Annotated in this window: 25 protein-coding genes and 1 pseudogene; 16 read left to right on the forward strand and 10 right to left on the reverse strand. The window is 62.7% G+C overall.

The window, feature by feature from the left end:
* Nucleotides 1–108 precede the first annotated feature (108 nt).
* Both ACODSJ_RS07755 and eat read right to left on the reverse strand, forming a co-directional pair.
* Complete coding sequence (locus tag ACODSJ_RS07755) at nucleotides 109–276, reverse strand: DUF2897 family protein (RefSeq protein WP_080942495.1); 168 nt, start codon at nucleotides 274–276, stop codon at nucleotides 109–111.
* A gap of 107 nt (nucleotides 277–383) precedes the next feature.
* Nucleotides 384–1,748 (reverse strand): ethanolamine permease, encoded by a 1,365-nt coding sequence (gene eat, locus ACODSJ_RS07760; RefSeq protein WP_489101162.1) that lies wholly within the window; start codon nucleotides 1,746–1,748, stop codon nucleotides 384–386.
* A gap of 410 nt (nucleotides 1,749–2,158) precedes the next feature.
* On the opposite strand from eat, the gene kdpF reads away from it, so the two are divergent.
* From kdpF to ACODSJ_RS07790, 6 genes are all read left to right on the forward strand, one after another.
* Nucleotides 2,159–2,248 (forward strand): K(+)-transporting ATPase subunit F, encoded by a 90-nt coding sequence (gene kdpF / locus ACODSJ_RS07765; RefSeq protein WP_489101163.1) that lies wholly within the window; start codon nucleotides 2,159–2,161, stop codon nucleotides 2,246–2,248.
* Between the two features lie 8 nt (nucleotides 2,249–2,256).
* Nucleotides 2,257–3,954, forward strand: a complete 1,698-nt coding sequence (gene kdpA / locus ACODSJ_RS07770; protein ID WP_489101164.1) for a potassium-transporting ATPase subunit KdpA — start codon at nucleotides 2,257–2,259, stop codon at nucleotides 3,952–3,954.
* Between the two features lie 10 nt (nucleotides 3,955–3,964).
* Nucleotides 3,965–6,019: a potassium-transporting ATPase subunit KdpB gene (gene kdpB, locus ACODSJ_RS07775; RefSeq protein WP_489101165.1), complete on the forward strand. Its 2,055-nt coding sequence runs from the start codon at nucleotides 3,965–3,967 to the stop codon at nucleotides 6,017–6,019.
* 206 nt (nucleotides 6,020–6,225) lie between these two features.
* Nucleotides 6,226–6,771 (forward strand): potassium-transporting ATPase subunit KdpC, encoded by a 546-nt coding sequence (gene kdpC / locus ACODSJ_RS07780; RefSeq protein WP_489101166.1) that lies wholly within the window; start codon nucleotides 6,226–6,228, stop codon nucleotides 6,769–6,771.
* Between the two features lie 30 nt (nucleotides 6,772–6,801).
* Nucleotides 6,802–9,453, forward strand: a complete 2,652-nt coding sequence (locus ACODSJ_RS07785) for a DUF4118 domain-containing protein (RefSeq protein WP_489101167.1) — start codon at nucleotides 6,802–6,804, stop codon at nucleotides 9,451–9,453.
* Between the two features lie 49 nt (nucleotides 9,454–9,502).
* Nucleotides 9,503–10,189, forward strand: coding sequence for a response regulator (locus tag ACODSJ_RS07790; RefSeq protein ID WP_489101168.1), 687 nt, complete (start codon nucleotides 9,503–9,505; stop codon nucleotides 10,187–10,189).
* Between the two features lie 73 nt (nucleotides 10,190–10,262).
* On the opposite strand, the gene ACODSJ_RS07795 is transcribed toward ACODSJ_RS07790, so the two are convergent.
* Nucleotides 10,263–11,300, reverse strand: coding sequence for a patatin-like phospholipase family protein (locus tag ACODSJ_RS07795; protein ID WP_489101169.1), 1,038 nt, complete (start codon nucleotides 11,298–11,300; stop codon nucleotides 10,263–10,265).
* Between the two features lie 207 nt (nucleotides 11,301–11,507).
* Between ACODSJ_RS07795 and ACODSJ_RS07800 the strand changes: the two genes are divergently transcribed.
* The 3 genes from ACODSJ_RS07800 (at nucleotide 11,508) to ACODSJ_RS07810 (ending at nucleotide 13,610) form a co-directional block, all read left to right on the forward strand.
* Nucleotides 11,508–11,798, forward strand: coding sequence for a hypothetical protein (locus ACODSJ_RS07800; RefSeq protein ID WP_489101170.1), 291 nt, complete (start codon nucleotides 11,508–11,510; stop codon nucleotides 11,796–11,798).
* Between the two features lie 108 nt (nucleotides 11,799–11,906).
* A complete protein-coding gene (locus ACODSJ_RS07805; protein WP_489101171.1) occupies nucleotides 11,907–12,668 on the forward strand; it encodes a CHAD domain-containing protein in 762 nt (253 codons plus the stop codon).
* Between the two features lie 144 nt (nucleotides 12,669–12,812).
* A complete protein-coding gene (locus tag ACODSJ_RS07810; RefSeq protein ID WP_489101172.1) occupies nucleotides 12,813–13,610 on the forward strand; it encodes an acyl-CoA thioesterase in 798 nt (265 codons plus the stop codon).
* An 8-nt stretch (nucleotides 13,611–13,618) separates the two neighbouring features.
* Here the strand turns inward: ACODSJ_RS07810 and ACODSJ_RS07815 are convergent.
* The 3 genes and pseudogenes from ACODSJ_RS07815 to ACODSJ_RS07825 all read right to left on the reverse strand — a co-directional run.
* Nucleotides 13,619–13,825: pseudogene (locus tag ACODSJ_RS07815) on the reverse strand (terminase); the annotation flags it as partial.
* Nucleotides 13,826–14,092: 267 nt separating this feature from the next.
* The gene (locus ACODSJ_RS07820) at nucleotides 14,093–15,574 is read right to left on the reverse strand and encodes a methyl-accepting chemotaxis protein (RefSeq protein WP_489101173.1); all 1,482 of its coding nucleotides are present in this window, start codon (nucleotides 15,572–15,574) and stop codon (nucleotides 14,093–14,095) included.
* 140 nt (nucleotides 15,575–15,714) lie between these two features.
* On the reverse strand, nucleotides 15,715–16,524 hold the full coding sequence (locus ACODSJ_RS07825; RefSeq protein WP_489101174.1) for a TatD family hydrolase: 810 nt from the start codon (nucleotides 16,522–16,524) through the stop codon (nucleotides 15,715–15,717).
* Between the two features lie 237 nt (nucleotides 16,525–16,761).
* On the opposite strand from ACODSJ_RS07825, the gene ACODSJ_RS07830 reads away from it, so the two are divergent.
* From ACODSJ_RS07830 to ACODSJ_RS07840, 3 genes are all read left to right on the forward strand, one after another.
* The gene (locus ACODSJ_RS07830; RefSeq protein ID WP_489101175.1) at nucleotides 16,762–18,183 is read left to right on the forward strand and encodes an MltF family protein; all 1,422 of its coding nucleotides are present in this window, start codon (nucleotides 16,762–16,764) and stop codon (nucleotides 18,181–18,183) included.
* 102 nt (nucleotides 18,184–18,285) lie between these two features.
* On the forward strand, nucleotides 18,286–18,720 hold the full coding sequence (locus ACODSJ_RS07835; RefSeq protein WP_489101176.1) for a DoxX family protein: 435 nt from the start codon (nucleotides 18,286–18,288) through the stop codon (nucleotides 18,718–18,720).
* Nucleotides 18,721–19,402: 682 nt separating this feature from the next.
* The gene (locus tag ACODSJ_RS07840) at nucleotides 19,403–19,711 is read left to right on the forward strand and encodes a class I SAM-dependent methyltransferase (protein WP_489101177.1); all 309 of its coding nucleotides are present in this window, start codon (nucleotides 19,403–19,405) and stop codon (nucleotides 19,709–19,711) included.
* 55 nt (nucleotides 19,712–19,766) lie between these two features.
* On the opposite strand, the gene greB is transcribed toward ACODSJ_RS07840, so the two are convergent.
* The 3 genes from greB to ACODSJ_RS07855 are packed head-to-tail and all read right to left on the reverse strand — an operon-like array spanning nucleotide 19,767 to nucleotide 23,486.
* Nucleotides 19,767–20,264, reverse strand: a complete 498-nt coding sequence (gene greB, locus ACODSJ_RS07845; RefSeq protein ID WP_489101178.1) for a transcription elongation factor GreB — start codon at nucleotides 20,262–20,264, stop codon at nucleotides 19,767–19,769.
* Nucleotides 20,265–20,298: 34 nt separating this feature from the next.
* Entirely contained in the window at nucleotides 20,299–22,803 is a 2,505-nt protein-coding gene (locus tag ACODSJ_RS07850; protein ID WP_489101179.1) for an ABC transporter permease, read from the reverse strand.
* Complete coding sequence (locus ACODSJ_RS07855) at nucleotides 22,803–23,486, reverse strand: ABC transporter ATP-binding protein (protein WP_489101180.1); 684 nt, start codon at nucleotides 23,484–23,486, stop codon at nucleotides 22,803–22,805. The genes ACODSJ_RS07850 and ACODSJ_RS07855 overlap by 1 nt, the downstream gene beginning before the upstream one ends.
* Nucleotides 23,487–23,496: 10 nt before the next feature.
* Between ACODSJ_RS07855 and ACODSJ_RS07860 the strand changes: the two genes are divergently transcribed.
* The 3 genes from ACODSJ_RS07860 to ACODSJ_RS07870 all read left to right on the forward strand — a co-directional run bounded on the left by ACODSJ_RS07860 (nucleotide 23,497) and on the right by ACODSJ_RS07870 (nucleotide 25,649).
* Nucleotides 23,497–24,102: an arylesterase gene (locus ACODSJ_RS07860; RefSeq protein WP_489101181.1), complete on the forward strand. Its 606-nt coding sequence runs from the start codon at nucleotides 23,497–23,499 to the stop codon at nucleotides 24,100–24,102.
* Nucleotides 24,103–24,158: 56 nt separating this feature from the next.
* Nucleotides 24,159–24,452 (forward strand): hypothetical protein, encoded by a 294-nt coding sequence (locus ACODSJ_RS07865; RefSeq protein ID WP_042728326.1) that lies wholly within the window; start codon nucleotides 24,159–24,161, stop codon nucleotides 24,450–24,452.
* A 225-nt stretch (nucleotides 24,453–24,677) separates the two neighbouring features.
* Nucleotides 24,678–25,649 carry a L,D-transpeptidase family protein gene (locus ACODSJ_RS07870; RefSeq protein WP_489101182.1) on the forward strand — a complete coding sequence of 324 codons (972 nt, stop codon included), beginning with the start codon at nucleotides 24,678–24,680 and terminating at the stop codon, nucleotides 25,647–25,649.
* A 145-nt stretch (nucleotides 25,650–25,794) separates the two neighbouring features.
* Here the strand turns inward: ACODSJ_RS07870 and oprI are convergent, their stop codons facing one another.
* On the reverse strand, nucleotides 25,795–26,046 hold the full coding sequence (gene oprI, locus ACODSJ_RS07875; RefSeq protein WP_011335311.1) for an outer membrane lipoprotei OprI: 252 nt from the start codon (nucleotides 26,044–26,046) through the stop codon (nucleotides 25,795–25,797).
* Between the two features lie 327 nt (nucleotides 26,047–26,373).
* On the opposite strand from oprI, the gene ACODSJ_RS07880 reads away from it, so the two are divergent.
* Nucleotides 26,374–26,499 carry a hypothetical protein gene (locus ACODSJ_RS07880; RefSeq protein ID WP_489101183.1) on the forward strand — a complete coding sequence of 42 codons (126 nt, stop codon included), beginning with the start codon at nucleotides 26,374–26,376 and terminating at the stop codon, nucleotides 26,497–26,499.
* The last annotated feature ends 138 nt before the right edge of the window (nucleotides 26,500–26,637 follow it).

Below are 26,637 nucleotides of genomic sequence, written 5' to 3' on the forward strand. Positions count from 1 at the left end.
GAGCTTGCTCCCGCTGGGCTACGGAGTAGCCCCAACCATTTCAGGGCCGCTTCGCGCCCCAGCGGGAGCAAGCTCCCTCGCCACAAAAGTGCTGCGTAAGCCAAGTGATCACCGATCCTTGGCCTCCTTCGCATCCATTTCCGCATTGCGCTCGGCCACGCGCTTGCGCTGTTCATCCGTCAGCTCGACCTTGTTGGCGGTGTCGCGCAGCAGCATTAAGCCACCGACGATCGAGCCGATGGCAACGATCAGAATCAACCAGGCATACCAGGGCATAGGGCTCTCCTTGAGGGTGCAATGGACACCTGTCCATCGCACCTACCACTTATGAGCGAAGGTCGTTCGCAGTGGTTCCATACTACGCCCGTTGCGCCGGGTTCACCTCACAGCCCGGTCAACATCGCATCGGCCGGGGCGTCGGCGCGTAGTTGGGCGGTGAGCAGGAAATACAGGAAACCCACCACCATGAAGCCGAGGAAGATCAGTCCGATCAACGCGTTGAACCAGGCCATCGCCACCAGGCACACCACGGCCAGCACCAGGGCGATGCCTGGCACGAGGGGATAGCCGGGGGCACGGAAGGTGCGTTCCAGGTTGGGTTCGGTTTTGCGCAGTTTGAACAGGCTGAGCATGCTCATGATGTACATGACGATGGCGCCGAACACGGCCATGGTGATCATCGCGGCGGTCAGGGTCATGCCGCCGAGGTTGATCAGGCCGTCGCTGTAGATCGCGGCGATGCCGATCACGCCGCCGGCAACGATGGCTCGGTGCGGGGTCTGGAAGCGTGACAGCTTGGCCAGCGAGACGGGCAGGTAGCCGGCGCGGGCCAGGGCGAAGAACTGGCGCGAGTAGCCGAGGATGATGCCGTGGAAACTGGCCACCAGACCGAACAGGCCGATCCACACCAGCATGTGCAGCCAGCCGGAGCTTTCGCCGACCACGGTTTTCATGGCTTGGGGCAGCGGGTCGTTGATGTTCGACAGGGTGCGCCAGTCGCCGACGCCGCCGGCAAAGAACATCACACCCATCGCCAGGATCACCAAGGTCAGGATGCCGCTGATGTAGGCCTTGGGAATCGTGCGTTTCGGGTCCTTGGCTTCTTCGGCCGCCATGGCGGCGCCTTCGATGGCCAGGAAGAACCAGATGGCGAAGGGAATGGCGGCAAACATCCCGGCAATCGCGGGTGCACTGAATGCATCGGCTCCGGCCCAGCCGTTCAAGGCAAAGTTGCTGAAGCTGAAGGCCGGGGCGACGACGCCCATGAACACCAGCAGTTCGAGCACAGCCAATACGCAGACAATCAGCTCGAACGTCGCGGCCAACTTTACCCCGAGGATGTTCAGGCCCATGAACACGATGTAGGCACCGACGGCGGCGTGTTTCGGGTCGAGTGCCGGGAATTGCACGTTCAGGTAGGCGCCGATGGCCAGGGCGATGGCAGGCGGGGCGAAGACGAATTCGATCAGTGTCGCCAGTCCGGCAATCAATCCACCTTTCTCGCCAAAGGCCCGGCGGCTGTAGGCGAACGGTCCGCCGGCGTGAGGAATGGCGGTGGTCAGCTCGGTGAAGCTGAAGATGAAGCAGGTGTACATGGCCGCGACCATGAATGAGGTGACCAGGAACCCCAGCGTGCCGGCGACGCCCCAGCCGTAACTCCAGCCGAAATACTCGCCGGAAATCACCAGGCCGACCGCAATTCCCCATAAATGCAGGGTGCCCAGGGTGGGTTTGAGTTGTGTGTTCATCGGTGGCTCCCCTCGATCCATAGCAAAAGCGCTGGGGAGGGCAGTGCAGTGGGCGTGCCAGTGTGACGAGAGCGGTCGTAATGGGTGAAATCGTGTCGTATCGGGGATGTTCCCTGCTTGATGTTCCCCTGTTGTGCGCCAGTTGAGGGCGTTGGTGTTGATGATGCCGCCTTCGCGAGCAAGCCCGCTCCCACACTGGTCTTGCGGTGAGCGGTCGATTTCATACACACCACAAATCTCTGTGGGAGCGGGCTCGCGAAGAGACCCGCCCAGCCAACCACCCAGCCAACCACCCAACACTTTTTACGGATTCTTTACCCCCCAGCCCCACCCTAGATCTCGTTCCTTTACAGCCTCCCTGCCGACAATTACTCCACACGCGGCACGACGCCGTATCACGGAGAAGTCCCATGAGTGTCCTGGACGGGGTGTCGCTGCTGCTGGCAGTGGCGCTGTTCATTTACCTATTGGTTGCGCTGTTGCTCGCGGACCGGAACTAGGAGCGGTTATGCACGGTTATGACTACGGGCTGATCCTCGCCTTTTTCGCGCTGGTGCTGGTTCCGGCTCCCTTTCTCGGACGGTTCTATTACAAAGTCATGGAAGGCCAGCGAACGTGGCTTTCCCCGGTTCTCGGGCCGCTGGAGCGCGGATGCTATCGCGTGGCCGGTGTAGACCCTGCGGTCGAGCAGAGCTGGCAGCAATACACTTTGGCCTTGCTTGCCTTCAATCTCGCGGGGTTTGTGTTGTTGTTTGCGATTTTGTTGCTGCAAGGCTATTTACCGCTCAACACCGAGCAATTGCCGAACATGGAGTGGACCCAGGCGTTCAACACCGCCGTCAGTTTCATGACCAATACCAACTGGCAGTCCTACAGCGGCGAAGCGTCCCTGAGCTACCTGAGCCAGATGGTTGGCCTGACCGTGCAGAACTTCGTCAGCGCGGCGACGGGCCTGGCGGTGCTGGTGGCGCTGTGTCGCGGGATCGGGCGCAAGACCACCCAGACCCTGGGCAATTTCTGGGTCGACATGACCCGCGCGACACTCTATGGACTGCTGCCGCTGTGCTTGCTGCTGGCGTTGTTCCTGGTGTGGCAGGGCGTGCCGCAGACGTTCGCGCACTATGTGCACGGGGTCACCACGATGCAGGGCGCCGACCAGGTGATCCCATTGGGCCCGGCCGCCAGCCAGATCGCGATCAAGCAACTGGGCACCAACGGCGGTGGCTTCTTCGGCGTCAACTCGGCGCACCCGTTCGAGAACCCGACGGCCTGGAGCAATCTGTTCGAGCTCGCCTCGATCATCCTGATCCCCGTCGCGTTGGTGTTCACCTTCGGCCATTACGTCAAGGACCTGCGCCAGAGCCGGGCGATCATCGCCTGCATGCTCGTGTTGTTCCTGATCGGCGGCGCCACTTCGCTGTGGGCCGAGTATCAGCCCAATCCGGCGCTAAACAACGCTGCGGTGGAGCAGACCGCGCCGTTGGAGGGCAAGGAAGCGCGCTTTGGCACCACCGCCACGGTGCTTTGGTCGGTGACCACCACGGCGGCGTCCAACGGCTCGGTCAATGCCATGCACGACAGCCTCAACCCCCTCAGTGGCATGGTCTCGCTGGTGAACATGATGGTCGGCGAGGTGATCTTCGGCGGCGTCGGGGCCGGGCTCTACGGGATGTTGCTGAACGTGTTGATCGCGGTGTTCCTGGCTGGCCTGATGATCGGCCGGACCCCGGAGTACCTGGGCAAGAAACTCGGTGCCCGGGAAGTGCAACTGCTGGTGGTGACCTTGTTGGTGATGCCGGTGAGCGTGCTGGTACTGGGTGCCGTCGCCGCGAGCCTGCCCGGGCCTGCCGCCGCTGTGAGCAACCCCGGCGCCCACGGCTTCAGCCAATTGCTCTACGCCTACACCTCGGCGGGCGCCAACAACGGTTCGGCATTCGGTGGTTTCAGTGCCAACACGCCGTTTCATAACCTGATGCTGGGCCTGGGCATGTTGATCGGGCGGTTCGGCTACATCCTGCCGGTGCTGGCGTTGGCCGGTAGCCTGGCGCTGAAGAGAACCGCGCCGATCGGCCAGAACAGCTTTCCGACCCATGGCCCGCTGTTCGTGACGTTGCTGACCGTGACCATCCTGCTGGTGGGCGGCCTGACCTTCCTGCCGACCCTGGCCCTGGGGCCGATTGCCGAACATCTGAGCATGGGCTTCTGAGGATCTGATGATGAATATGCCGATGAGCAAAGCCGCCGTCGCCAAGGCGCCGGAGCAACCTAAGACCGCCATTTCGGCCCTGTGGCGGCCGGCGTTGGTGCAAGCCTTGCGCAAACTCGACCCGCGCCAGTTGCACCGCGCCCCGGTGATGTTGGTGGTGGAGCTGACCGCGATCCTCACCACCGTGCTGTGCTTTATCCCCGACAGTGCCGTGCCGACGTTCGTGGCCGCGCAAATAGCCCTTTGGCTCTGGTTCACGGTGCTGTTCGCCAACTTCGCCGAAGCCTTGGCCGAAGGTCGTGGCAAGGCCCGGGCCGATAGCCTCAAGGCCGGGAGCGAAGGCCTGAGTGCCCGGCGCCAGAGCGCCAGTGGTTTTGAAGTGGTCCCGGCCACCCGCCTGCGCAAGGGCGACGTGGTGCGCGTCGAGGCCGGGGAAATGATCCCCGGCGACGGTGAAGTGATCGAGGGCATCGCGGCGGTCAACGAAGCGGCGATCACCGGCGAATCGGCACCGGTCATTCGCGAATCGGGTGGCGACCGGTCTGCCGTCACCGGCAATACCCGGCTGGTTTCCGACTGGTTGCTGGTGCGCATTACCAGCAACCCTGGCGAATCCACCCTGGACCGCATGATCGCCCTGGTCGAAGGCGCCAAGCGCCAGAAGACACCCAATGAAGTCGCGCTGGACATCCTGCTGATCGGCCTGACCCTGATCTTCCTGCTGGTGGTGGTGACGCTGCAACCGTTTGCCCACTTCGCCAACGGCAATCTGCCGCTGGTGTTTCTGGTGGCGCTGTTGGTGACCTTGATCCCGACCACCATTGGCGGGCTGTTATCGGCCATTGGCATCGCCGGGATGGATCGGCTGGTACGCCTGAATGTAATCGCCAAGTCCGGCCGTGCCGTGGAGGCGGCGGGGGACGTGCATGTGCTGATGCTGGACAAGACCGGCACCATCACCTTTGGCAATCGTCGCTGCGCCGCGATCCACGCCGCTCCCGGTGTGAGCCCTCAGCAGTTGGCCGAAGGCGCCTTGCTCGCCTCGTTGGCCGATGAGACGGCCGAGGGCAAGTCCATCGTCGAGTACCTGCGGGGCCTGCATGCACAACCCGAACCCGGCAAGGACTCGTTGCTGGCCGTGCCCTTCAGTGCCGAAACCCGGTTGTCCGGTGTCGATTACCAGGGGCATGTGTACCGCAAGGGCGCGGTGGATTCGTTGCTCAGTTTCATTGGCCTTGCGCGCAATGAGTTGCCCTCGGCGCTGGCGCGGGAAGTCGACAAGATCGCCCAAAGCGGCGGTACGCCGTTGCTGGTTTGCGCCGACGGCAAGCTGCTGGGGGCGATCCACTTGAAGGATGTGGTCAAGCCGGGGATCCGCGAGCGTTTTGCCGAGCTGCGCAAATTGGGGATCCGCACGGTGATGGTGACCGGTGACAACCCACTGACGGCGGCGGCGATTGCCGCCGAGGCGGGCGTCGATGATGTGCTGGCCGAAGCCACGCCAGAGAAAAAACTGGCGCGCATCCGGCATGAGCAGAATGACGGTCGGCTGGTGGCCATGTGCGGTGACGGCGCCAACGATGCCCCGGCCCTGGCCCAGGCAGATGTAGGCATGGCGATGAACGACGGCACCCAGGCGGCGCGCGAGGCGGCCAACATGGTCGACCTCGACAGCGACCCGACCAAGCTGCTGGATGTGGTGCAGATCGGCAAGGAACTGCTGGTGACCCGTGGGGCGCTGACCACCTTTTCCATCGCCAACGATGTGGCCAAGTACTTTGCCATCCTGCCGGCGTTGTTTGCCTCGATTTATCCACAACTGGGCGTGTTGAACATCATGCATCTGAGCAGCCCGCAGAGCGCCATCCTGTCGGCCATCGTCTTCAACGCCTTGATCATCGTCGTGCTGATCCCTTTGGCCCTGCGCGGCGTGCGGGTGCAGGCCGCGAGCGCGGCGGCGCTGTTGCGGCGCAACCTGTTGATCTATGGCCTGGGTGGGATTGTGGTGCCGTTCGTGGGGATCAAGGCGATCGATATGTTGCTGACGGCGTTGGGGTTGGTATGAGCCTACTAATGCCGGCTATTGACTTTGTGGCGAGGGAGCTTGCTCCCGCTAGGCTGCGCAGCAGCCTCAAAGAAACTCAGCACTGCTTTGTCTGATGCATCGAGATAGCAGGCTTTGGGGCTGCTGCGCAGCCTAGCGGGAGCAAGCTCCCTCGCCACAACGACGTATGCCTGGAAATTTGCGGTTTCTTATTCGAGGGTTTTGAGATGTCCACTCTGATTCGCCCGGCCTTGAGCCTATTGTTTCTGATGACCCTGCTCACTGGCGTCGCTTACCCACTGGTCGTCACCGGCGTGGCGCAAGTCGCCTTTCCCGTCCAGGCCAATGGCAGTCTGGTCCAGGATGCCGAGGGCAAGGTCCGTGGTTCAACGTTGATCGCCCAGGATTTTACCGGCGATGCCTGGTTTCACCCACGGCCCTCGGCCGGCGCTTTTGCCACGGTCGCCAGTGGCGCCAGCAACCTCGCCCCGAGCAATCCGGCCTTGGCGACGCGGGTGTTCGATGATGCCCGCAAGCTCCAAGTGCCCGGTCAGGGTCCGGTTCCGCTAGCCTTGCTGACCACCTCTGGCAGCGGCCTGGATCCGCACTTGCCACCGGCGGCGATTGCCTATCAACTGGCGCGTGTCGCCGCCGCGCGCAACCTGCCGATTGCAACCTTGCAGCAACTGCTCGATGCCCACATCGAACAACCCCTGGTGGGGCCGCCGGTGGTGAATGTGCTGGCGCTGAACCTGGCCCTGGAAAAACTGTAAGAACCCTTTCCAAACAAGAGAACACCCAGCATGAGCGACTCCGGCCGCGCCGACGCACTGTTAGCCAATCTGCCCCGCAACGGTTGCGGTCGGCTCAAGGTTTTCCTGGGCGCGGCGCCCGGTGTCGGCAAGACCTTTGCCATGTTGCAGGCGGCCCATGCCCGGATGCGCCAGGGTGTGAAAGTCATTGCCGGCGTGGTGGAGACCCACGGTCGCAGCGAAACCGAAGCACTGCTCGGCGGCCTGGCGCAACAGCCGCTGGTGCGCTCGGAGTATCGCGGCGTGATGCTCGAGGAAATGGACCTCGATGGCTTGCTCGCCGCCCGCCCCAGCCTGGCCCTGGTGGACGAACTGGCTCACAGCAACGCACCCGGCAGTCGCCATGCCAAACGCTGGCAAGACATTCAGGAACTGCTCGCCGCCGGCATCGACGTCTACACCACCGTCAATGTCCAGCACCTGGAAAGCCTCAATGACCAGGTGCGCGGCATCACCGGCGTGCAGGTACGCGAGACGTTGCCGGACTGGGTCTTGCAGGAGGCCGATGAGCTGCTGCTGATCGACCTGCCACCCCGGGAACTGCTGGAGCGCCTGCGCGATGGCAAGGTCTACGTGCCGGAACAGGCCCGGGCGGCGATCGATGCGTTTTTCACCCAGACCAACTTGACCGCGTTGCGTGAACTGGCGATGCAGACCGCCGCAGCCCAAGTCGACAACGATCTTGCCCAAGGCTATCGACAGCTGGGCCAGGCGGCGCCGGCGGTGCGCGGTCGGCTGCTGGTGGGCGTCGACGGTGATCTTCAGGCCGAACGCCTGGTGCGTCACGCCAGCCGGGTGGCCCAGCGTCGGCATCTGCCCTGGAGTCTGGTGCACGTCGACAATGGCAGCGCCCGTGACGAGCCCTCGCGCCAGCGCTTGCAGAATGCCCAGCAACTGGCCGAACGCCTGGGTGGCGAAGTTGTGCTGCTGCGGGCCGGCGAGGTCGCGAAAACCCTGATCCAGCACGCCACGGAGCGGCGCGCCACTCTGGTGTTGGTGGGCCAGTCGCGGCCAAGGCTGCGCCGACGCTGGTTCGGTGGCGGCCTGGCGTCACGCTTGCTGCGCGATGCCCGAGGGCTGGAGATCAACGTGCTGGACAGTGACGAACAACCACGTCCCGCCCGCGTGCGCTCAAGCGCCGTGCAGACCGGCTTCGATTATGTGCTGGCGCTGGTGGCGACCGTGGCGGCCAGTGCATTGGCCTGGGGGATTTCGGGGCTATTGGCGCTGCCCAATATTTCCCTGGTGTTCTTGATGGCGGTCTTGCTGGTGGCGGTGCGCAGCAGTCTCGGGCCGGCGCTGGCCTGCTCGGCGCTGTCGTTCCTGGCTTATGACTTCCTGTTCATCCCGCCGAATTTCTCCTTCACCATCCAGCGTGAAGAGGACGTGCTGACGCTGGTGTTCTTCCTCCTGATGGCGACCCTGACCGGCAATCTCGCGGCCCGTCAGCGACGTCAGTTGCAAGCCCTGCGCGACACCCAGGAGGAGACAGGCGAATTGCTCGACCTGTCGCGCAAACTCACCGCCGCCACCGACCGTCAGGCCGTCATCAGCGCCGCCGCGCAGCACCTCGATGGCTGGCATGACCTGCAATTGTGCTTGCTTAACCGCGACGGCCAGGCTGGCTGGAAGGTCGAAAGCGGCGCACCGATGACGTTCACTGAAGCCGAGCGCGCCGCGGCCGACTGGGCTTGGCAACACGATCAACCGGCCGGCGCCGGTACCGGTACGCTGCCCTCGGGGCGCTGGTGGTGGTGGCCGCTATCGGCGGAGGGCGGGCCGCTGGCGTTGCTCGGGGTATGCCCGACGGAAGGCAAGCCCCTGAGCGGTCAGCGTCGGCGTTTATTGGCTGCCCTTAGCCAGCCCCTGGCCCAGGCACTGGCCCGGGCGCAACTGGCCCAGGACCTGGAGGCCGCGCGTCTGCACGGGGAAACCGAGCAACTGCGCAGCGCCTTGCTCGCGTCGGTGTCTCATGACTTGCGCACACCGCTGACCGCCATGCGCGGCAGCATCGACAGCCTGCTGGCGCTGGGGGAAGCGATCCCGATGGAGGACCGACGCGAGCTGCTCGAGGGCACCCGCGATGAGGCCGAGCGCCTGGATCGCTACATCCAGAACCTGCTGGACATGACCCGTCTCGGCCACGGCGCCCTGAAACTCGCGCGCGACTGGGTCGCACCGGCCGATATCGTCGGCAGTGCGTTGAACCGTCTGCGAGCCGTGCTGGCGCCGCTGGCGGTGGGCATCGAGGTGCCTGCCGAACTGCCGTTGCTGTATGTCCATGCCGCGTTGATCGAGCAGGCCTTGGTGAACGTGCTGGAGAATGCGGCGCGATTTTCACCGGCCCACGGGCGGCTGCTGATGAGTGTCGAGACCACTGACACAGAGGTGCGCTTTGCGGTCGCCGACGAGGGCCCCGGGATTCCCGAGGATGAGCGGGAGAAAATCTTCGACATGTTCTACACCGCCGCCCGTGGCGATCGAGGCGGGCAGGGCACCGGACTAGGCCTGGCGATCTGCCAGGGCATGATCGGCGCCCATGGCGGGCGGATCAGCGTCGGCGATGGGCTCGACGGCCACGGTACCCGCATCACCCTGCACCTGCCGTTGCAGGCGCAACCGGGCTTGGAAAATGAAGCCTGAAGGGTTCTGGGTTACTCTCTTTTCCAGTTGATTGCATTGAACGGACCCTATGAGCCAGACCGCGACCCTCCTGGTCATCGACGATGAACCGCAGATCCGCAAATTCCTGCGCATCAGTCTCTCTTCCCAAGGCTACAAGGTGCTGGAAGCCGGTACCGGTACCGAAGGGCTGGCGCAGGCGGCCTTGAACAAACCCGATCTGCTGGTGCTCGACCTGGGCCTGCCGGACATGGACGGCCAACAGGTGCTGCGTGAGTTTCGCCAATGGTCGACGGTGCCGGTGCTGGTGCTTTCGGTGCGGGCCAGCGAAGCGCAGAAGGTCGAGGCGCTGGATAACGGGGCGAACGATTACGTGACCAAGCCGTTCGGCATCCAGGAGTTCCTCGCCCGGGTCCGCGCCTTGTTGCGCCAGGCGCCGGCGGGCGAGCCACAGGAAGCCGCGCTGACATTCGGCCCGCTGACGGTCGACCTGGCGTATCGCCGGGTGCTGCTGGACGGTGCCGAAGTGGCCCTGACCCGCAAGGAATATGCCGTGCTGGCGCAACTGGCGCGGCATCCTGGGCGGGTCATCACCCAGCAGCAATTGCTCAAGGACATCTGGGGCCCGACCCACACCGAAGACAGTCATTACCTGCGGATCGTGGTCGGTCACCTGCGCCAGAAACTGGCCGACGACCCGACCCGCCCCCGGTTCATTGTCACCGAGGCGGGGGTGGGGTATCGGTTGGTGGGTTAACCACAAGGTTTAAGCCAAGCGCTGTTGTGGCAAGGGGATTTATCCCCTCGCCACAGCAGGCCAGTGACCCTATTCAGTTCTGCTCATCCTCATAGCGATCCAACGTATCGCTGGCAATCTGTCGTCCCAACGCGATCAATTCCGGCGCCTTGTAGAACTCAAAGAACCGACACACTCGCTTCGGCACGTTGATCAGCACATCCGGTGGGTAGCCGGCGATCTTGTACTGGGCCAGCGACGTCTGCATCACCTCGAAACTCTGGTTGATCAGGTCCAGTAACGAGGCCGGCCCGACGTTGTCGATGATGAACGAACCGGTGGCGGATTTCGGTGCGCCGTCGGTTTCTGGCGCCGCGGCCGGTTGTTGGCCTTCGGGCTCGGCCGATTCGATCCAAGGATTGATCTCGGCGGCTTCGGCCCGCAAGGCTTCCTGTTCCAGCAACAACAGTTGCTCGGCCTGCCTGCGGCGAAAGGGCAGGCGTGAACCCAAGGAGTTGACCAGGGTATCGAAGCGCCGCCGGAACGCCGCGGGACGCGGGATCACCGGCAGCGCGTACTGTTTCTGATTGGTGGCGTTGAGGTTGACCGCGATGATCAGATCGCAATGGCTCGACACCACCGGCACGATCGGCAACGGATTGAGCAAGCCGCCATCCACCAGCATCCGGTTGCCTTGCATGACTGGGGTGAACAGGCTGGGAATCGCCGCCGAGGCGCGCATCGCCTGGTGCAGGCAGCCCTCCTGGAACCAGATTTCCTGCTGGTTGGTCAGGTCGGTCGCGACGGCCGTGTAGGGGATGCGCAAATCTTCGATGTCGAGCTCGCCGACGATCTTGCGAATCTGCCCGAAGACTTTTTCTCCGCGAATGGCCCCCAGGCGAAAACTGACGTCCACCAGCCGCAGGACATCCAGGTAGTCGAGGCTTTCGATCCAGTTGCGGTACTCGTCGAGCTTGCCGGCGGCATAGATCCCACCCACGACGGCCCCCATGGAGCAACCGGCGATGCAGGCGATGTCGTAGCCACGTCGTTCGATTTCCTCGATCACGCCGATATGGGCATAGCCCCGGGCGCCGCCCGACCCCAATACCAATGCCACACGTTTTGTCATGAGCCGGCCTCTTATCGATCAGGTTCAACAATGCACCCATCGACGGCCCGGCTCAATCGTTGCGGCGCAAGCGTCGTTTTTTGACACGTCGGGGTGGCATTTGCGTATTCTCGTCCACACTTGAATAGAAGCGGTCTGGCAAGGCACTTTTTGCCGGCGGGACCGTCTTATCAGCACGACTGTTTTACCTGACTTGAGGTGTAATCGATGAAAGCCCGGATTTGCCTACCCTTGGTGGCATCCCTGATGGTCCTGACCCTGGCCGGTTGTGCAGGCAAGACCGCTTACCGTGACAGTTGCGGCAGCCAGCTCGACAGCGCCTGGCACGAACTGGACCTGGCCAAGGCCGAAGGCTTTGCCGGTACCGTCAGCTACTCCAAGGCCCTGTCGTTGCTGACGGGCGCCAAGACCCAGCAGCAGTTCGAAGCATTCGAAGGCTGCGCCCGCAAGGCCGAGAAGGCGCGCTTCTATATTCGTGAGTCCCGCGCAGGGCGATAAAGATAAAAGCAGCGGCAAGCTGCTAGCTTCGAGCTGCAAGAGGGGGCGCATCGCTTCTCTCTTGCAGCTTGGAGCTTGTCGCTCGAAGCTGCGTACGGAGTACGCCCCATGATCGATCGGCTGGTGGCCCGGATACTGGGCCTGGAAGTGCGGCTGCTGGCCTGTCAGGCACGCTTGAATGCCAATACCGACAGCGAGGCGCTGCATGACCTGCGCACCACGGTGCGTCGTTTGCGCAGCTTGTTGCGTCCGTTGCGCGGGTTACCCGGTGTCGAGCAGCTGGAAACAGCCGCTTCGGCAGTCGGCACCCTGACCACGCCCTTGCGTGATCGGGAAGTGCTGGCAGCGTATCTTGAGCAGCACGGCCAGACGCAAGCGGCCCAATGGCGCAGGGCGCAGATGACCCACGCCTACCCTGGGGTGGCCGGTAGCCCCGAGTTGGCCCAGCTGCTGATGATCCTCGACGCGTTTCCCCGTTTCATGCGCGCAGCTCAACGCGAAGGGCTGCTCAAGCGATTGCGCAAACGCATTGAAAAACGCCTGGACAAACAATGGAAGGAGCTCGGTGAAGCCTTGCGCGACCCGGCGCACGATCGCCACCGCTTGCGGTTGCTGATCAAACGCGTGCGCTACGCCATGGAGGCCTACCCCGAACTCGACCGCTTGCCCGAAGCGGCGATGCCCCGCCTCAAGTCGGCCCAGGGCGCCTTGGGTGATTGGCACGATTGCTGGCAATGGCTGGCCCGCGCCCAGGAAGAAAGCGATCTGCAAGCCTGCGTGCCGACCTGGCAGGTCACGATGGAGAAGGCCGAGGCCAAGTCCGACAAGGTGCTCGACAAGCTGGTTGGCTGTTGCTTCAAAAAAACCTGAGCCCACCTCCGCTCCCACAGGCGATATTTGTTGGGTTCAGGTTCGCGGCCTATCTGCCAGCCCCTTTGGCCAGAATGAACCCTGTGTCGTCCACCCGGGCTGGGTAAGATCCCTTCATCCTTTTCCTCTGTTTTCGAGGTCTCCATGCGCTTTTCCGATTTGATCGATGCTGTGCGTCGCCAGCCTGGCGCTGTGACCATCGCACCTGAGTGGGGCCAGGGGCGCGCCAGTTTTGGCGGGGTGGTGGCGGCGCTGCAATACGAGGCGATGCGTGCCCGGGTACCGGCGGATCGTCCGGTGCGCTCGCTGGCGATCACCTTCGTCGGCCCGGTGGAGCCTGATGTGCCTGTCAGTTTTGACGTCGAGGTCGTGCGCGAAGGCAAGGCGGTGAGCCAGGTGTTGGGGCGCGCGGTGCAGAACGGCCAGGTGGTGACCGTGGTGCAGGGCAGTTTCGGGGCGTCGCGTTCTTCCGTGGTGGCCGTGTCCGCTGATCCTGCGCCGGAGTTCAAGCCTGTGGAGCAGTGCCAGGAGCTGCCCTACGTCAAAGGCGCCACGCCGGAGTTCATGCGGCACCTGGCGCTGTGCTGGAGCGTCGGTGGCTTGCCGTTCAGCGGCAACACATCCCGGCGCATGGGCGGTTGGGTACGCTTGCGTGGCGACGTCAAGGAGGAGCCCTTGAACGAGGCCCATATCCTGGCGCTGGTGGATGCCTGGCCGCCGGCACTGCTGCCGCACCTCACGCAAATGGCCCCGGGCAGCACGCTGACCTGGACCATCGAGTTCGTCCAGCCATTGCTCGCGCTCAGCACGCTGGACTGGTGCAAATACCTGGCGGAAATCGAACACGCCCAGGACGGCTATGGCCACGTCGCGGCGAAGTGCTGGAGCGCCGACGGCCGCCTGATCGCCCTGAGCCGGCAGACGGTCACGATCTTCGGCTAGGGCGCTTCATGATCGTGGCGCTGCAATCCGAGCGCTGCGATCACACCGATGATGCCGATGGCGATATCCGCCAGGTTCGCGCTGATCACCCCCGATACCGTCAGCAGGAACCCGATGATGAACAGTGGTACGGCGATCAGCTGCGAGGTGGGTTGATGATGGCCGGGAAGGATGTGCCATTGCCAGGCGGCGGGATTGGAATGACGTTTGCCCATGATGCTGCTCCTTGGTGAAACCGAATAACCCAAGGATAGGTTCGGCCGGGCGGCGCGGCGAATCGTGGATGGCTATCGAAGCGATAGGCGGCCAAAAATTTTCAACTATGCGGCGAGGGACTGCTCTTGTGGCGAGGGAGCTTGCTCCCGCTGGGCTGCGAAGCAGCCCCCAAACAGGCTGAGTTCATCCACCTGACACTCCGCGGTTGTGAGTAGGTCTGCTGCGCAGCCCAGCGGGAGCAAGCTCCCTCGCCACAATGAGCAGTTCTAAAGCTTGAGCTGCCCAATCGCCTGGCTCAGTTCCCCCGCCAATGTCGCCAATTCATGGCTGGTGGTGGCCGAATCCACCGTCTGGCGCACGGTGTCTTCCGTGACGTCGCGAATGCTCACCACTGCCCGATTCATTTCCTCCGCAACATGGCTTTGCTGCTCGGCCGCGACGGCGATCTGGGTGTTGCTTTCGCGCATCTGCGCCACTGCACGGGTGATCTGTTCCAGCGCATCGCCGGCATCGCGGGCCTGCTGTACGCAGTCGTCGGCCTTGTACGAACTTTCCTGCATGAAATCCACAGCGTCGCGGGTCCCGGCCTGGAGGGCTGAAACCATGGAGGTGATTTCATCGGTCGAGGTCTGTACCCGCTTGGCCAGGTTGCGCACTTCGTCGGCCACCACCGCAAAGCCCCGGCCCATTTCCCCGGCCCGCGCCGCCTCAATCGCCGCGTTGAGGGCGAGCAGGTTGGTTTGTTCGGCAATGCTGTGGATGACGCTGACCACGCTGTTGATCTTCTGGCTGTCTTCGGCCAGGCGCTGGATCATTCCGGCAGTCTGCTGCACTCCAGTGGAGAGCCCGGTAATCGACTGCTGTACGCGGCTGACCACCTCGCGGCCATTGCCCGCCAGCGTGTCGGCGGTTTGCGACAAGTCGCGCGTGGCGCCGGCGTGCTGGGCGATGTGATGAACCGTGGCGGTCATTTCGTTGATGGCTGTGGCGGCCTGATCGGTTTCGCTCTGCTGGCCGAGCATGCCGTGGCGCACATCGTTCATGCTCGACGCCAGGCGCGCCGCGCCGCCGTCCAGTTGCCTCGCGGTGCTGGCGACGGTGTCGACCACCCGTTGATAGCCGGCCTGCATGGCATTGAAAGCCGCCGCCATCTGACCCACTTCGTCCCTGCCGGCCAAAGGTACGCGTGCGGCCAGGTCACCGGTTTTTTCCACGTGCAGCATCACGTCCTTCAAGGTATTGAGCTGGCTTAGCAGAAAACGGATCAACAGCTGCGATGCGCCGAGCATGGCCAACATCAGCACGAAAACCGCCGCCGCGTATTGCCCGAAGCGTTCGCCAAACACTTGGCCCAGGCTTGCACCGTGGGCCAGCACGGCGAGCTGCTGACCGTCGCCTCGACGGACCACTTCGGCGCCCACCAAAGGGTTGTCGTCCAACAACGATGCCGTGTTGAACTCGACCCAACCATCGGCCTGCGCCAGGGAAGGCAGCGGCTGCTCGTTGAACACCGGAATCTGGCCGCGTTGCAACAGCAACAGGCCGTCGGCCTTGGGCAGTGGTTGGCCTGCGGGCCAGGCACCGAGCAACCGTGCCTGGGCCTGGGCGTTCGCCTGGGCCAGCTGGTTGCGCGCGTGCTGTTCCAGGTGCACCGCGTAGAGCACCAGCAGCAGGGTCGTGACGAAGGCGACGGCATTGACCGCCCAGAATTTGTACTTCAGCGAGATATTGCTAAGCCAGGCACCCATAGAAGGTCTTCTCTGATAGCGGAAACAGCAAGGTGCCATTATTCTGCCGCCATTCAGGTGCCACTCGATTGATATGAATCAAAAGACCACCAAATCCCCAGTGGGCGCGAGCAAGTCCGCTCCCACAAGGGGTCGTGGGTTCATTCGGAAAGGGTCGGCAACCCGAAAAACGCCCGGGCGCAGGCAGTGGTGTGGGCTGCCAGGTCATCCGGGGTTTCGCCCCGGTGCGAGGCGACTTCGCGCAAGACCTCCGTGAGGTAGGCCGGTTCGTTGCGACCATTCTTGGGTTTGGGCCGCAGCGTGCGGGGCAGCAGGTACGGCGCGTCGCTTTCGAGCATCAAACGACCGCGGGGGATCTCGCGCACCAGGGGATGCAGGTGAGTGCCCCGGCGTTCATCGCAGATCCAGCCGGTGATGCCGATGTGCAAGTCCAGGTCGAGGTAGCTGAACAGCGCCTTTTTTTCACCGGTGAAGCAATGCACAACGGCTGCCGGCAACTGATCGCGAAAGTCCCGCAGGATGTCCAGCAAGCGCTGGTCAGCGTCGCGCTCATGAAGAAAGACCGGCAGTTGCAATGCCGCGGCGAGGGCGAGGTGCTCTTCGAGGACTTTTTCCTGCTGCGGGCGAGGGGAGAAGTCCCGATTGAAATCCAAGCCGCATTCCCCCACCGCGCGGACCCGGTCCTGCAACAGCAGATCCTTGAGGTGCCTGGCGCTGTCGGCTGTCCATTCGCTTGCGCTGTGGGGATGAATGCCGGCGGTGCAAAACAGCCGCTCGCCGCTGTCGTCGAGTTGATGGCACAGCTCCAGCGCTTGCTCGCTGCCCTCGACGCTGGTGCCGGTCAAGACCAGTTGGCAGACCCCGGCCTCGAAAGCTCGCTCAAGCACCGCCCGGTGTTTGTCGGCGAAGCTGGGGTTGGTCAGGTTGACGCCGATATCGATGAGTTGCATGGTGCTACCTCGGCCCAAAGGCCGGAAAGCATATCAGAGCTGTAGATTTATAAGAAAAGCCAAGAACTACAACGGGTTGAGGCGGTCTGTCGAGGTCGTGGGACAACTCGGATTGGTATAAACGCCGGCGTTGTGCCAGTCTTGCGCACTTTTTCAGCGCCCCAGGTGCTCTGTTTCTGCCGACCCCACCCCTTTTTTTCAGGGTGGTGGCCAGCAGTCGTCCTTTGCGGAGAGTAGATGACACGTCCCCAAGTGTTGCTACTGTTGTGTTGTTCGCTGTGGTTGCCGATGCCGGCAGAAGCGCGGCTGCCCGGACCAGTGCAGGCCGTGGCGCCTGGCACCGTGCGCGACCTTGCGCAGATCCGCAGCAGCCGGGTGCTGAACGTTCTGGTCAATCAGAGCCGCAACAGTTCCGGTGAAGTTCAGGGGCAACCCATCGGCGTTGAATACCATCGACTGCGGGCGTTCGAGCAGTACCTCAACGGCCATGCCCGCGATGGCCAGGAAATCACCCTCAAGATCATTCCCAAGGCCAAGGACCAGTTGCTTGGCGCTTTGCAGCGGGGCGAGGGAGACTTGGTCGCCCCCGGCGAGTTGCTCGAGTCCCAGGCTGCCCATGCGGTCAGCGCCAGCGATCCGATCCGCACCGATGTGCCGTTGTTGCTGGTGGGCATCAAGGGCGAGAAGCGCTACACCCGTGTGGAACAACTGTCCGGCAAGACCCTGGCGCTGCCCAATGGCAGTGTAGCGGGGGAGGCGGTGGGCCAGATCAACCAGAAGCTGGCGCTGCTTAAATTGCCACCGGTGAAGATCGAATGGGTCGACCCCACACTGGCCGTGGAAGACGTGCTGGAGATGGTCCAGGGCGGGATTTTCCACCTGACCATCGTCGAGCAACCCATTGCCGAACGTTGGGGCAAAATCCTTCCCAAGCTGCGCTTCGACCGTCAGCTGTTGATCGGTGAGCCGAACGACGAGTACTGGTTCGTGCGTCGCGACGCCGCCATGCTGCGAGCGAGCATTGACCGCTTCCTAGCGACCTACAAGGTGCCGGCCAACCAGGACGCGGATTTCCTGCGCATCTACCGTCGCTTGTACCAGGTTCACTATCCGTTGGCCCGCGCCGACCGCCAACGCTTGGAAAGCCTGCGCCCAGTGCTGCAAAAACATGCCGAGGCCCAAGGCATGGATTGGCTCAACCTGGCGGCCCTGGCGTTCAAGGAATCGGCCTTGCAGCCCACCTCCCGCAACGGCGGTGGCCCCACCGGACTGATGCAGATCACCCCGTCGGCGGCCCAGCGGGTCGGTGTCGATAACATTCAGAACCTGGACGCCAACGTTCAGGCTGGCGCGAAATACCTGGCGCTGATCCGTCGCAAGTTCTTCGCCAGCCCCAAGCTCAACGAGCGCGAGCGCATGGCCTTTGTCCTGGCCGCCTACAATATGGGACCTGAGCGCGTCCAAGGCATGCGTGCCGAAGCGCGGCGTCGCGGCTTGAACCCCAACCAGTGGTTTTTCCAGGTCGAGCGCATCGCCATGGAGCAGGTAGGAATGAGCGCCGTCAGCTACGTTAATAGTGTGAACAAATACTATCTGGCGTTTGATCGTGAGCGGGAGTCGTTGGAGCCGAGGGAGCAGAAGGTTGCATCACGCAAGTGATCGAATAAATTGATTGGTATTACGGATTTTTTCCGCTTTTAACATGAGTTTTATTGATTAATATAGCGACCAACCCCAACCTATTCCCAAGGAATGCACGCTATGAGCCCTTTCATCAACAAAATCCTTTCCACCCGCGCCGGCTATGGTTTGACTGTCTTGCGCATTGCGGTAGGTATCATTTTCGCAGCCCACGGTTCGCAGAAACTCTTCGGCCTGTTCGGTGGCTACGGTCTGGCGGGAACGGCGCAATGGATGGAAAGCATCGGCCTGACCCCGGGTTACCTGATGGCGACGCTGGCCGGTGGCACCGAGTTTTTTGCGGGCCTGGCCTTGATCATCGGTTTGCTGGTGCGTCCGGCGGCGCTGGGCTTGGTTTTCCTGTCGCTGGTGGCGATTTTCTCTGTGCACATTGGTAATGGGTTGTTCATGGCCAACAATGGTTATGAATTTGCCCTGGCCTTGCTGGCGGGGAGTGTTGCGGTGTTGATCGAAGGTGGCGGTAAGTTGTCGGTTGATCGCGCTATTGCGGGGTGATTGCCTAGGAACGTGTGGTAAATGCCCGAGAAAAAGGCGCTTCTTTCGGAAATGAAGGAGGCGCCTTTTTTTGTGGGGTTTGGATGGTGGGTAGATCCGTTTCATCGATTACGGCGGCTTATGGTTCCGCCCTTACGGCGGGTCACTTTTTGAGGAGCGCAAAAAGTAACCAAAAACGCTTTGCCCCACCACTCGGCACCTCGCCTAGGCGAGGTGTTCCCTCACTCCGGCATTGCTCCGTGGGCCCGCCGCGAAGGGCCATCCATGGCCCAGCGCGGCTATCCCGGCCTCCATGCCGGGATGCCCACTGCGCAATGCCTGCGTTCGGCCAGCGTGGTTGATGGGGCGCTAAGATCAAGATCAAGATCAAGATCAAAAGCCAAAGCCAAAGTCTGTGGGAGCAAAGCTTGCTCGCGATGACGTCTGCCCAGACACCACAACCCCCTTGGCGAGGGAGCTTAAACGAACAGCATTACCTCAGATGGCAGCTATTCTTGACACTGTCCGGTCCGCTTCTCTAGGATGCTGCCCATGCGCCGATTTAAACAGCTACTTGCGGGGCGCCAGGTGACTCTTTCGTCGCCGACAGAAGCCAGGAACGGGCTTCGAAATACCGCTAAAGCGCTGGCTCGGTGTTGCCTCTCACCTGCCATGCAGACTTTTGAGGCAGAGACACGACACGATGAATGCTCCCAGCCCCCTTGTACGTCTTGCGCCCATCACGGCGAACCTTACGCAACGCAACCCGAAAATTCTCCTGGGCGGTACACACCAGCCAACGTTGTTGCGCTATCTCGACGGCTGGCCGCGTCGCAACCACGGCCCTGCAGCGTTCCTGATCCAGTTTGTCGAAGACGGTGAGTCGCTGGCTCGCTTTGCCAATGACAGTTTCGACCTGGCCGTCATCCAGTCCCCCAGTGCGGCGGACGCTCCTGAAGTGATCCGGCAATTGATCCGTGTGGCACGGCAAGGGCTGATCACGCGCCGTTGAGGTGCTGACATTGAATTGGAAGCGCCGACCGGTCTGCATACTCTAACGGCGCGGATTACGAATACGTGATGTCGACGATGTAGACCAACTTCTCTCCTGTCGGCGTCTGGACCTTGACCTCGGCATCCAGGGCCTTGCCTATCAAGGCTCGCGCCAAGGGTGAGTCAATGCTGATCAGGTTCTGCTTCAAGTCCAGTTCGTCGGGGCCGACGATGCGATAACGGGCTTCTTTGCCATCCTCGTCTTCGACGGTGACCCAGGCGCCAAAATAGACCTTGTTCGGGTCGCTGGGTTTTTCACTCACCACTTTGAGCGCTTCGAGGCGTTTGGTGAGGAAGCGGACGCGGCTGTCGATCTCGCGCAGCATTTTCTTGCCGTAGGTGTATTCGGCGTTTTCCGAACGATCCCCTTGGGCTGCCGCCTCGCTGACCGCCTGGGTCACCTGGGGGCGGCGCACGTGCCACAGTTCATGGAATTCAGCGCGCATCCGCGCCTCACCCTCGGGGGTGATCAGCGCGGTGCCGGCGGTGCGGGGTGGGCGATAACGGCTCATGGCATTTTCTTGTAATAGCGAAGCCGAAAGTCTATCAACCCTCGCGCAATACTGTCAGCGGGCTCGCGTTCAGCGCTCGACGGGTACCAAAGACCCCGGCTGCGCCAATCAGCAGCGCGCCTATCAACGGTAGCGCCAGCAGCCAAGGATGCGGATGCCAGGGCAGGTCGAAGGCATAGCGGTAGAGCACCAGGCTCACCAGTTCGCTGCCCAGGGCCGCGAGCAGGCCGCTGACCGCTCCCAGCAGACCGAACTCGATCCGTCGGGCCTTGATCAGCAGGGGCCGTGCGGCACCCAGTGCGCGCAATAAAGCGCCCTGGCGAATCCGCTCGTCGAGGGTCGCCTGCAGACCGGAAAACAGCACGGCCAGGCCAGCTGCCAGGACAAACAGCAGCACGTATTCCACGGCCAGGGTCACCTGGGCCAGGATGCTGCGCAACTGTTCGAGCAGGGCCTCGACTTGCAGGATGGTTACCGCGGGGAAAGCCCGGGACAGTTCGACGATCTGCAAGTCATGACCCGCCGCCAGGTAGAAACTGGTGAGGTAGGTGGCGGGCAGGTCCTTCAAGGTGCCGGGCTGGAAGATCATGAAGAAGTTGGGCTGGAAATTGTCCCAGTTAATCTCCCGCAGGCTGGTGACCTTGGCTTCCCGATTGACGCCCCCCACGCTGAAGACCAGGCGATCGCCCAGCTTGATCTGGAGGTTTTCGGCCACTTTACCTTCGACCGAGACGCCCGGGATGTCGTCCGGTGCCTGTTGCGACCACCAGTTCCCCGCCGTGACGACGTTGCCCTCTGGCAGGTCGGCGGCCCAGGTCAGGCTCAGGTCGCGTTGCAGCGCCCGGTCGCCAGCGGAGTCCTTGGTGACGAATTCCGTCGCCGGCTTACCGTTGATGCTGATCAGTCGTCCGGGTACCACTGGGTAGAGCGGGGCTGATTGAGCCGACAACGCCAGCAGCTTGTCGGTGAAGGCCTGCTTGTCATTGGGCAGGATATTCAAGGCGAAATAGTTCGGAGCGTCCTTGGGCAGTTGGTTCTGCCAAGTGTCCAGCAACTCACCGCGCAACAGTGCAATCAACGCCATGGACAGCAGAATCAGGCCGAATGCCAGCGCCTGGCCGGCCGCTGCCAGGGGGTGACGCAACAACTGGCCGAGTCCCAGCCGCCAAGGCAGCGCCGCGCGGGCCAGCAGGCGACGCAGGCTGCGGAGCATGACTAGTAACAGGCCGCCTAGCACCAGGGCAGCAATGACCCCGCCACCGAGCAGGGCGAAAGTCAGCACCAGATCCAGGCTCAGGCGCCACATGATCAGGCCCAGGGCGCCCAGTGCGGCACCGTAGACCATCCAGGTACTGGATGGGATCGGCAACAGGTCCCGGCGCAGCACACGCAACGGCGGCACGCGACCCAGTGCGGCCAGCGGCGGCAGGGCGAACCCGGCCAGTGCCACCAGCCCGGTGCCGATCCCGGCGAGGGCGGGCAGCAAGCCTCCTGGCGGTACCGCGGTCGGCAACAGGTCATGCAACAAGGCGAACAGCCCCAGCTGGGCGACCCAGCCGAGCAGGGCGCCGCTGATGCTGGCCAGAAGCCCCAGCACGGCCAATTGCAGGCTGAACAGCACCAGGGTTTCCCGGCGGGAAAGCCCCAGGCATCGGAGCAGGGCGCTGGCATCGAAGCGGCGGCTGGCGAAGCGGTTGGCCGAAAGGGCGACGGCGACGCCGGACAACAGCACCGCCACCAGGCTGGCCATGTTCAGGTAACGCTCGGCCTTGCCCAGGGCGCCGCCGATCTGGCGGTTGCCGTCGCGGGCGTCCTGCAGGCGCTGGTGGGCCTCCAGGCCTGGCTTGATCAGGTCGCGGTAGGTTTGCAGGGCGGGCGCCGGCCCACGCCACAGGTCGCGGTAGCTCACCCGGCTACCGGGTTGCACGACGCCGGTGGCTTCCAGGTCCTTGAGGTTGATCAGGACGCGGGGGGTAAGGCTGTAGAAATTACCAGCGCGATCCGGCTCATAGGTCAGGACGCGGCTCAGGCGAAGCGTCTGGTTGCCGACGTCGATGCTGTCGCCGATCTTGAGGTCCAGCGCGGTCAACAGGCGTGCCTCGACCCAGGCTTCGCCGGGGTTCGGGCGTCCGCCAGGTTGCTCCGGGGCGAACGGCGCCGGGGCGCTCTTGAGTTCGCCGCGCAACGGGTAGGCCTCATCGGCGGCCTTGACGCTGGAAAGCTGGATACCGTTGTCGGTGGCAACGACGCTGGAGAACTCGACGACCCGGGCATGCTCCAGGCCCAGTTCGGTACCGCTGCGGATCTGTTCCGGGCGGGCGGGCGAGCTGCCTTCGAGCAGCAGGTCGGCGCCGAGGAATTCGGTGGCGCGCATCATCATCGCGCCGTTGAGGCGGGCTCCGAAGTAGCCGATGGCGGTACTGGCCGCCACCGCCACCAGCAAGGCGAAGAACAACACCCGCAACTCACCGGCGCGGGCGTCGCGCAACAATTGGCGGACAGCGAGACTGAACAGGCGCAACAGCGGCATACGTGCCATCAAGGCTCCAGGGGCGCGACCATCTGGCCGGCTTCAAGTCGGATCAGGCGCTGGCAGCGATGGGCCAGGCGTTCATCGTGGGTGACCAGCACCAGGGTGGTGCCGCGTTCCTTGTTCAGGTCGAACAAGAGGTCGCTGATCCGCTCGCCTGTGTGACTGTCGAGGTTGCCGGTGGGTTCGTCGGCAAACAGCACGTCGGGTTCGGCGGCAAAGGCACGGGCAATGGCCACGCGTTGCTGCTCGCCGCCGGAGAGCTGGCGCGGTGAATGGGTCAGGCGCTGGCCCAGGCCGACGCGCTGCAACAATTCCGTGGCGCGCTCACGGGCATCCTTGTGCCCTTCCAGTTCCAGCGGCAGCATGACATTTTCCAGGGCATTGAGGCTGTCGAGCAATTGGAATGACTGGAAGACAAAGCCCACATGCTCGGCGCGGATCCGCGCCCGCTGGTCTTCATCCAGTGTGCTGAGCGCTTGGCCGGCGAGCGTCACTTCACCCCCGCTCGGCAGGTCGAGGCCGGCCAGCAGGCCCAGGAGGGTGGATTTGCCGGAGCCGGACGCACCGACGATAGCCAGGCTGTCGCCTCTGTTCAGTTCCAGGCTGAGTTCGTGCAGGATGGTCAGTTCACCTTCCGCGCTGGGAACCACTTTGCTAAGGTCCGTCGCGGTGAGAATGCTTGAGCCCATGGAGAATCCGATGCGTGTGTGGTTTTTGAGTGCCGGCCTGGCCTTGATGTGCATGGCCCAGGGCGCAGCGGCGGGTACAGTCCTGATCGTCGGCGATAGTATCAGCGCGGCTTTCGGCCTGGATACCCGGCAAGGTTGGGTGTCATTGCTCGAGCAACGGCTCAAGGCCGAGGGTTTTGACGATAAAGTGATCAACGCGTCCATCAGTGGCGACACCAGCGCAGGAGGCCAGGCGCGGCTGCCGGCGCTGCTTGCAGCCCATAAGCCGGACCTGGTGGTGCTCGAGCTCGGTGGTAACGATGGCCTGCGTGGACAGCCGCCAACACAATTGCAACAAAACCTTGCAGCGATGATCGACAGCGCCCGAGCCAGTGGCGCCAAGGTGCTTTTGCTGGGCATGCAATTGCCACCCAATTACGGGCGGCGCTACACCGATGCCTTTGCCCAGGTCTACAGCACCCTCGCCGAGGAGAAAAACGTGCCGTTGGTACCGTTTTTTCTCAAGGACATAGGTGGTGTTTCCGGGATGATGCAGGGCGACGGACTGCACCCGTCCGTCGCGGCCCAGGGCAAGTTGCTGGAAAATGTCTGGCCGACGCTCAAACCGCTGCTTTGACGCTTTTCTACAGGCGGGCTTTCGGCTAATGTGGCGCCCCCGATTTGGAGCCCTCGATGCCGCGTCCCGCCTGGTCCTTGTTTGCCTATCAACTGATCGAGCCTGACGAGCAGCTGGATCTGTTCGCCTGCCAGGAAGTGCGGGTGCATCTGGTGACCCGTCAGTTGGAACTCGGCGGCTCGGCTGATCGGACGCTTTGTGGCAGCCTGTTGCCGGCCCAGCCGCGTTGGTCGAGCGTGGATCGCCGGATCTTCCAGGACCATCGCCTGTGTTCATTGTGCCGGGCGATCCTGGAGTCGCAGAAGCGCGGTACCTCGCCGATCTGGCCGGAGTTGCGGTTCGAGTTGTAATCCCGCCCTGATTCCCGGCATGACCTTTGTGGGAGCGAGCCTGCTCGCGATAGCGGTGAATCTGCTTGCGTTGATGTTGAATGAGCCGCCGCCATCGCGAGCAGGCTCGCTCCCACAGGGCGAATCACAATGTTGCGCATCGGTACCGCTCTCCCCGAAATTACAGGGGGCGGTGTACAATCGCTGTTTTCACCCTCTTTATTCGATCTGCGAAGGATTTCCCGGATGTCGCCGCGCTTGTCTGCCGTTGCCCGCTGCCTGTCTCTTGCCGCCTTGTGTATGGCGGGCCCTGTCGCTGCATTGGAGCTGCCCCTGCCACCACCGGGTGAAGACATCGTGGGCCAGGTGCAGGTCATCAAGGCCAAGTACGAAGACACCTTCGCCGACCTGGGCACGACCTACGACCTGGGCTACAGCGAGATGGTCGCCGCCAACCCCGGAGTCGATCCGTGGTTGCCGGGGACCGGCACCGAGGTCGTCCTGCCGACCCGTTTCATCCTGCCGCCGGGCCCGCGCGAGGGCATCGTGATCAACCTAGCCGAGTACCGCCTGTACTATTTCCCCAAAGGCCGGAACGTGGTCTACACCTTCCCGCTGGGAATCGGTCGCGAAGGCTGGGGATCGCCCATTGCCCATACCAGCATCACTGCCAAGACGCCAAACCCGACCTGGACGCCGCCAGCTTCGATCAGGGCCGAGCATGCCGCCGACGGCGACCCGCTGCCCAGCGTGGTACCGGCCGGTCCGGACAACCCGCTGGGGCCGTTCAAGTTCACCTTGGGTACGCCGGGTTACCTGATCCATGGTTCGAACAAGAAGTTCGGCATCGGCATGCGCACCAGCCATGGCTGTTTCCGGATGTTCAACAACAACGTGCTGGAAATGGCCAAGATGGTGCCGGTCGGCACTTCGGTGCGGATCATCAACGATCCGTACAAGCTCGGCCTGAGCGGCGGCAAGGTTTACCTGGAAGCCCATACCCCGCTGGACGACAAGGGCAATCCGTCGGTGGTGGACAAGCACACCGCCGTGATCAACGCGATGCTCAAGCGTGAGGACATCACCAGCAATCTGCGCATGGACTGGGACGTGGTGCGTGACGTGGTGGCGGCCGAAGACGGCCTGCCGGTGGAGATCGCCGTCCCTGGCACCTCGGCCCGCATGGTGTCGAGCGCGCCGATCGACCTGCAGCAGTAAGTTATCCGCTGCTCACCCGCCCGCCGGTATTTGACGATGCCGGCGGGTTTTTTATTGCCGGGCCAAACACCGGGTAATCGCTTTCAAATCCCCAAAAAAAAGCCGACCCAAAATGGGTCGGCTCGATAACAATCCCGAGGGATTATTACTTGCGGCTAGCTTTTTCCAGCATGCGCAGAGCACGCTCGTTAGCTTCGTCAGCAGTCTGTTGTGCTTTTTGAGCAGCAGCCAGAGCTTCATCAGCTTTACGGTAAGCTTCGTCTGCACGAGCTTGGGCGCGAGCGGCTGCGTCTTCGGTAGCAGTCAGACGTGCTTCGGTTTCTTTCGATGCGCTGCTGCAACCGGTAGCCAGAACTGCGGCCAGGGCCAGAGCAGAGAATTTCAGAACGTTGTTCATCGTGTTCCCCTTCAAGGACTTTCTATTTAATGACTGTCTCCCCGGACTGGGGAGTTAGCCGGCGTACATACTACCCATTACTTGTAGTAAGTAAACTGACGTAGCGCAAGAAGCAAAAAAATTGTAGTGGGTGATTCTTTTTCGAGCAACTTTTCTTCTGCTTGTTGAGAAAATATACAGCGCCGAGCCCTTGGCTTGAGCGTCCAGGCGCAGAAAAGTTCCGCCGCAGGGCGAACTCTTGCAGTCCTGCTAACGTCGTTGTTTATTGATTTGCTTACACTTCTGTACAAAATTTGTGCAGCGCGTCAGGCATCTTGCAGGTGGGTGGTGACTTTAACTAGGCGAGTTCGTCTCAAGACTCAACAACTGGCGATGTTCAGCTATTGCACCGTGGTCGACTACAGCGTGATGGAGCTGCTCAATCGATACACCGCAGGGATTTTATCCCTCTAATGACAGGTGTGCCTTGAGCATTTGCGTCATTGGTGCCTACTATTCACGACGTGCTCGGGTTTGAGCGGTTCGATTTTGGCGCTCGGTGACCATCAAGGCACGGGGTGGCGTAGATGTTCCTTCGCCGGAAAAACATCG

The organism is Pseudomonas sp. FG6, from assembly GCF_057809015.1.

Coding starts and splice junctions, on each gene's coding strand:
- ACODSJ_RS07755 (WP_080942495.1), bottom strand. CDS start 276: ATGCCCTGGTATGCCTGGTTGATTCTGATCGTTGCCATCGGCTCGATC.
- eat (WP_489101162.1), bottom strand. CDS start 1,748: ATGAACACACAACTCAAACCCACCCTGGGCACCCTGCATTTATGGGGA.
- kdpF (WP_489101163.1), top strand. CDS start 2,159: ATGAGTGTCCTGGACGGGGTGTCGCTGCTGCTGGCAGTGGCGCTGTTC.
- kdpA (WP_489101164.1), top strand. CDS start 2,257: ATGCACGGTTATGACTACGGGCTGATCCTCGCCTTTTTCGCGCTGGTG.
- kdpB (WP_489101165.1), top strand. CDS start 3,965: ATGAATATGCCGATGAGCAAAGCCGCCGTCGCCAAGGCGCCGGAGCAA.
- kdpC (WP_489101166.1), top strand. CDS start 6,226: ATGTCCACTCTGATTCGCCCGGCCTTGAGCCTATTGTTTCTGATGACC.
- ACODSJ_RS07785 (WP_489101167.1), top strand. CDS start 6,802: ATGAGCGACTCCGGCCGCGCCGACGCACTGTTAGCCAATCTGCCCCGC.
- ACODSJ_RS07790 (WP_489101168.1), top strand. CDS start 9,503: ATGAGCCAGACCGCGACCCTCCTGGTCATCGACGATGAACCGCAGATC.
- ACODSJ_RS07795 (WP_489101169.1), bottom strand. CDS start 11,300: ATGACAAAACGTGTGGCATTGGTATTGGGGTCGGGCGGCGCCCGGGGC.
- ACODSJ_RS07800 (WP_489101170.1), top strand. CDS start 11,508: ATGAAAGCCCGGATTTGCCTACCCTTGGTGGCATCCCTGATGGTCCTG.
- ACODSJ_RS07805 (WP_489101171.1), top strand. CDS start 11,907: ATGATCGATCGGCTGGTGGCCCGGATACTGGGCCTGGAAGTGCGGCTG.
- ACODSJ_RS07810 (WP_489101172.1), top strand. CDS start 12,813: ATGCGCTTTTCCGATTTGATCGATGCTGTGCGTCGCCAGCCTGGCGCT.
- ACODSJ_RS07820 (WP_489101173.1), bottom strand. CDS start 15,574: ATGGGTGCCTGGCTTAGCAATATCTCGCTGAAGTACAAATTCTGGGCG.
- ACODSJ_RS07825 (WP_489101174.1), bottom strand. CDS start 16,524: ATGCAACTCATCGATATCGGCGTCAACCTGACCAACCCCAGCTTCGCC.
- ACODSJ_RS07830 (WP_489101175.1), top strand. CDS start 16,762: ATGACACGTCCCCAAGTGTTGCTACTGTTGTGTTGTTCGCTGTGGTTG.
- ACODSJ_RS07835 (WP_489101176.1), top strand. CDS start 18,286: ATGAGCCCTTTCATCAACAAAATCCTTTCCACCCGCGCCGGCTATGGT.
- ACODSJ_RS07840 (WP_489101177.1), top strand. CDS start 19,403: ATGAATGCTCCCAGCCCCCTTGTACGTCTTGCGCCCATCACGGCGAAC.
- greB (WP_489101178.1), bottom strand. CDS start 20,264: ATGAGCCGTTATCGCCCACCCCGCACCGCCGGCACCGCGCTGATCACC.
- ACODSJ_RS07850 (WP_489101179.1), bottom strand. CDS start 22,803: ATGGCACGTATGCCGCTGTTGCGCCTGTTCAGTCTCGCTGTCCGCCAA.
- ACODSJ_RS07855 (WP_489101180.1), bottom strand. CDS start 23,486: ATGGGCTCAAGCATTCTCACCGCGACGGACCTTAGCAAAGTGGTTCCC.
- ACODSJ_RS07860 (WP_489101181.1), top strand. CDS start 23,497: ATGCGTGTGTGGTTTTTGAGTGCCGGCCTGGCCTTGATGTGCATGGCC.
- ACODSJ_RS07865 (WP_042728326.1), top strand. CDS start 24,159: ATGCCGCGTCCCGCCTGGTCCTTGTTTGCCTATCAACTGATCGAGCCT.
- ACODSJ_RS07870 (WP_489101182.1), top strand. CDS start 24,678: ATGTCGCCGCGCTTGTCTGCCGTTGCCCGCTGCCTGTCTCTTGCCGCC.
- oprI (WP_011335311.1), bottom strand. CDS start 26,046: ATGAACAACGTTCTGAAATTCTCTGCTCTGGCCCTGGCCGCAGTTCTG.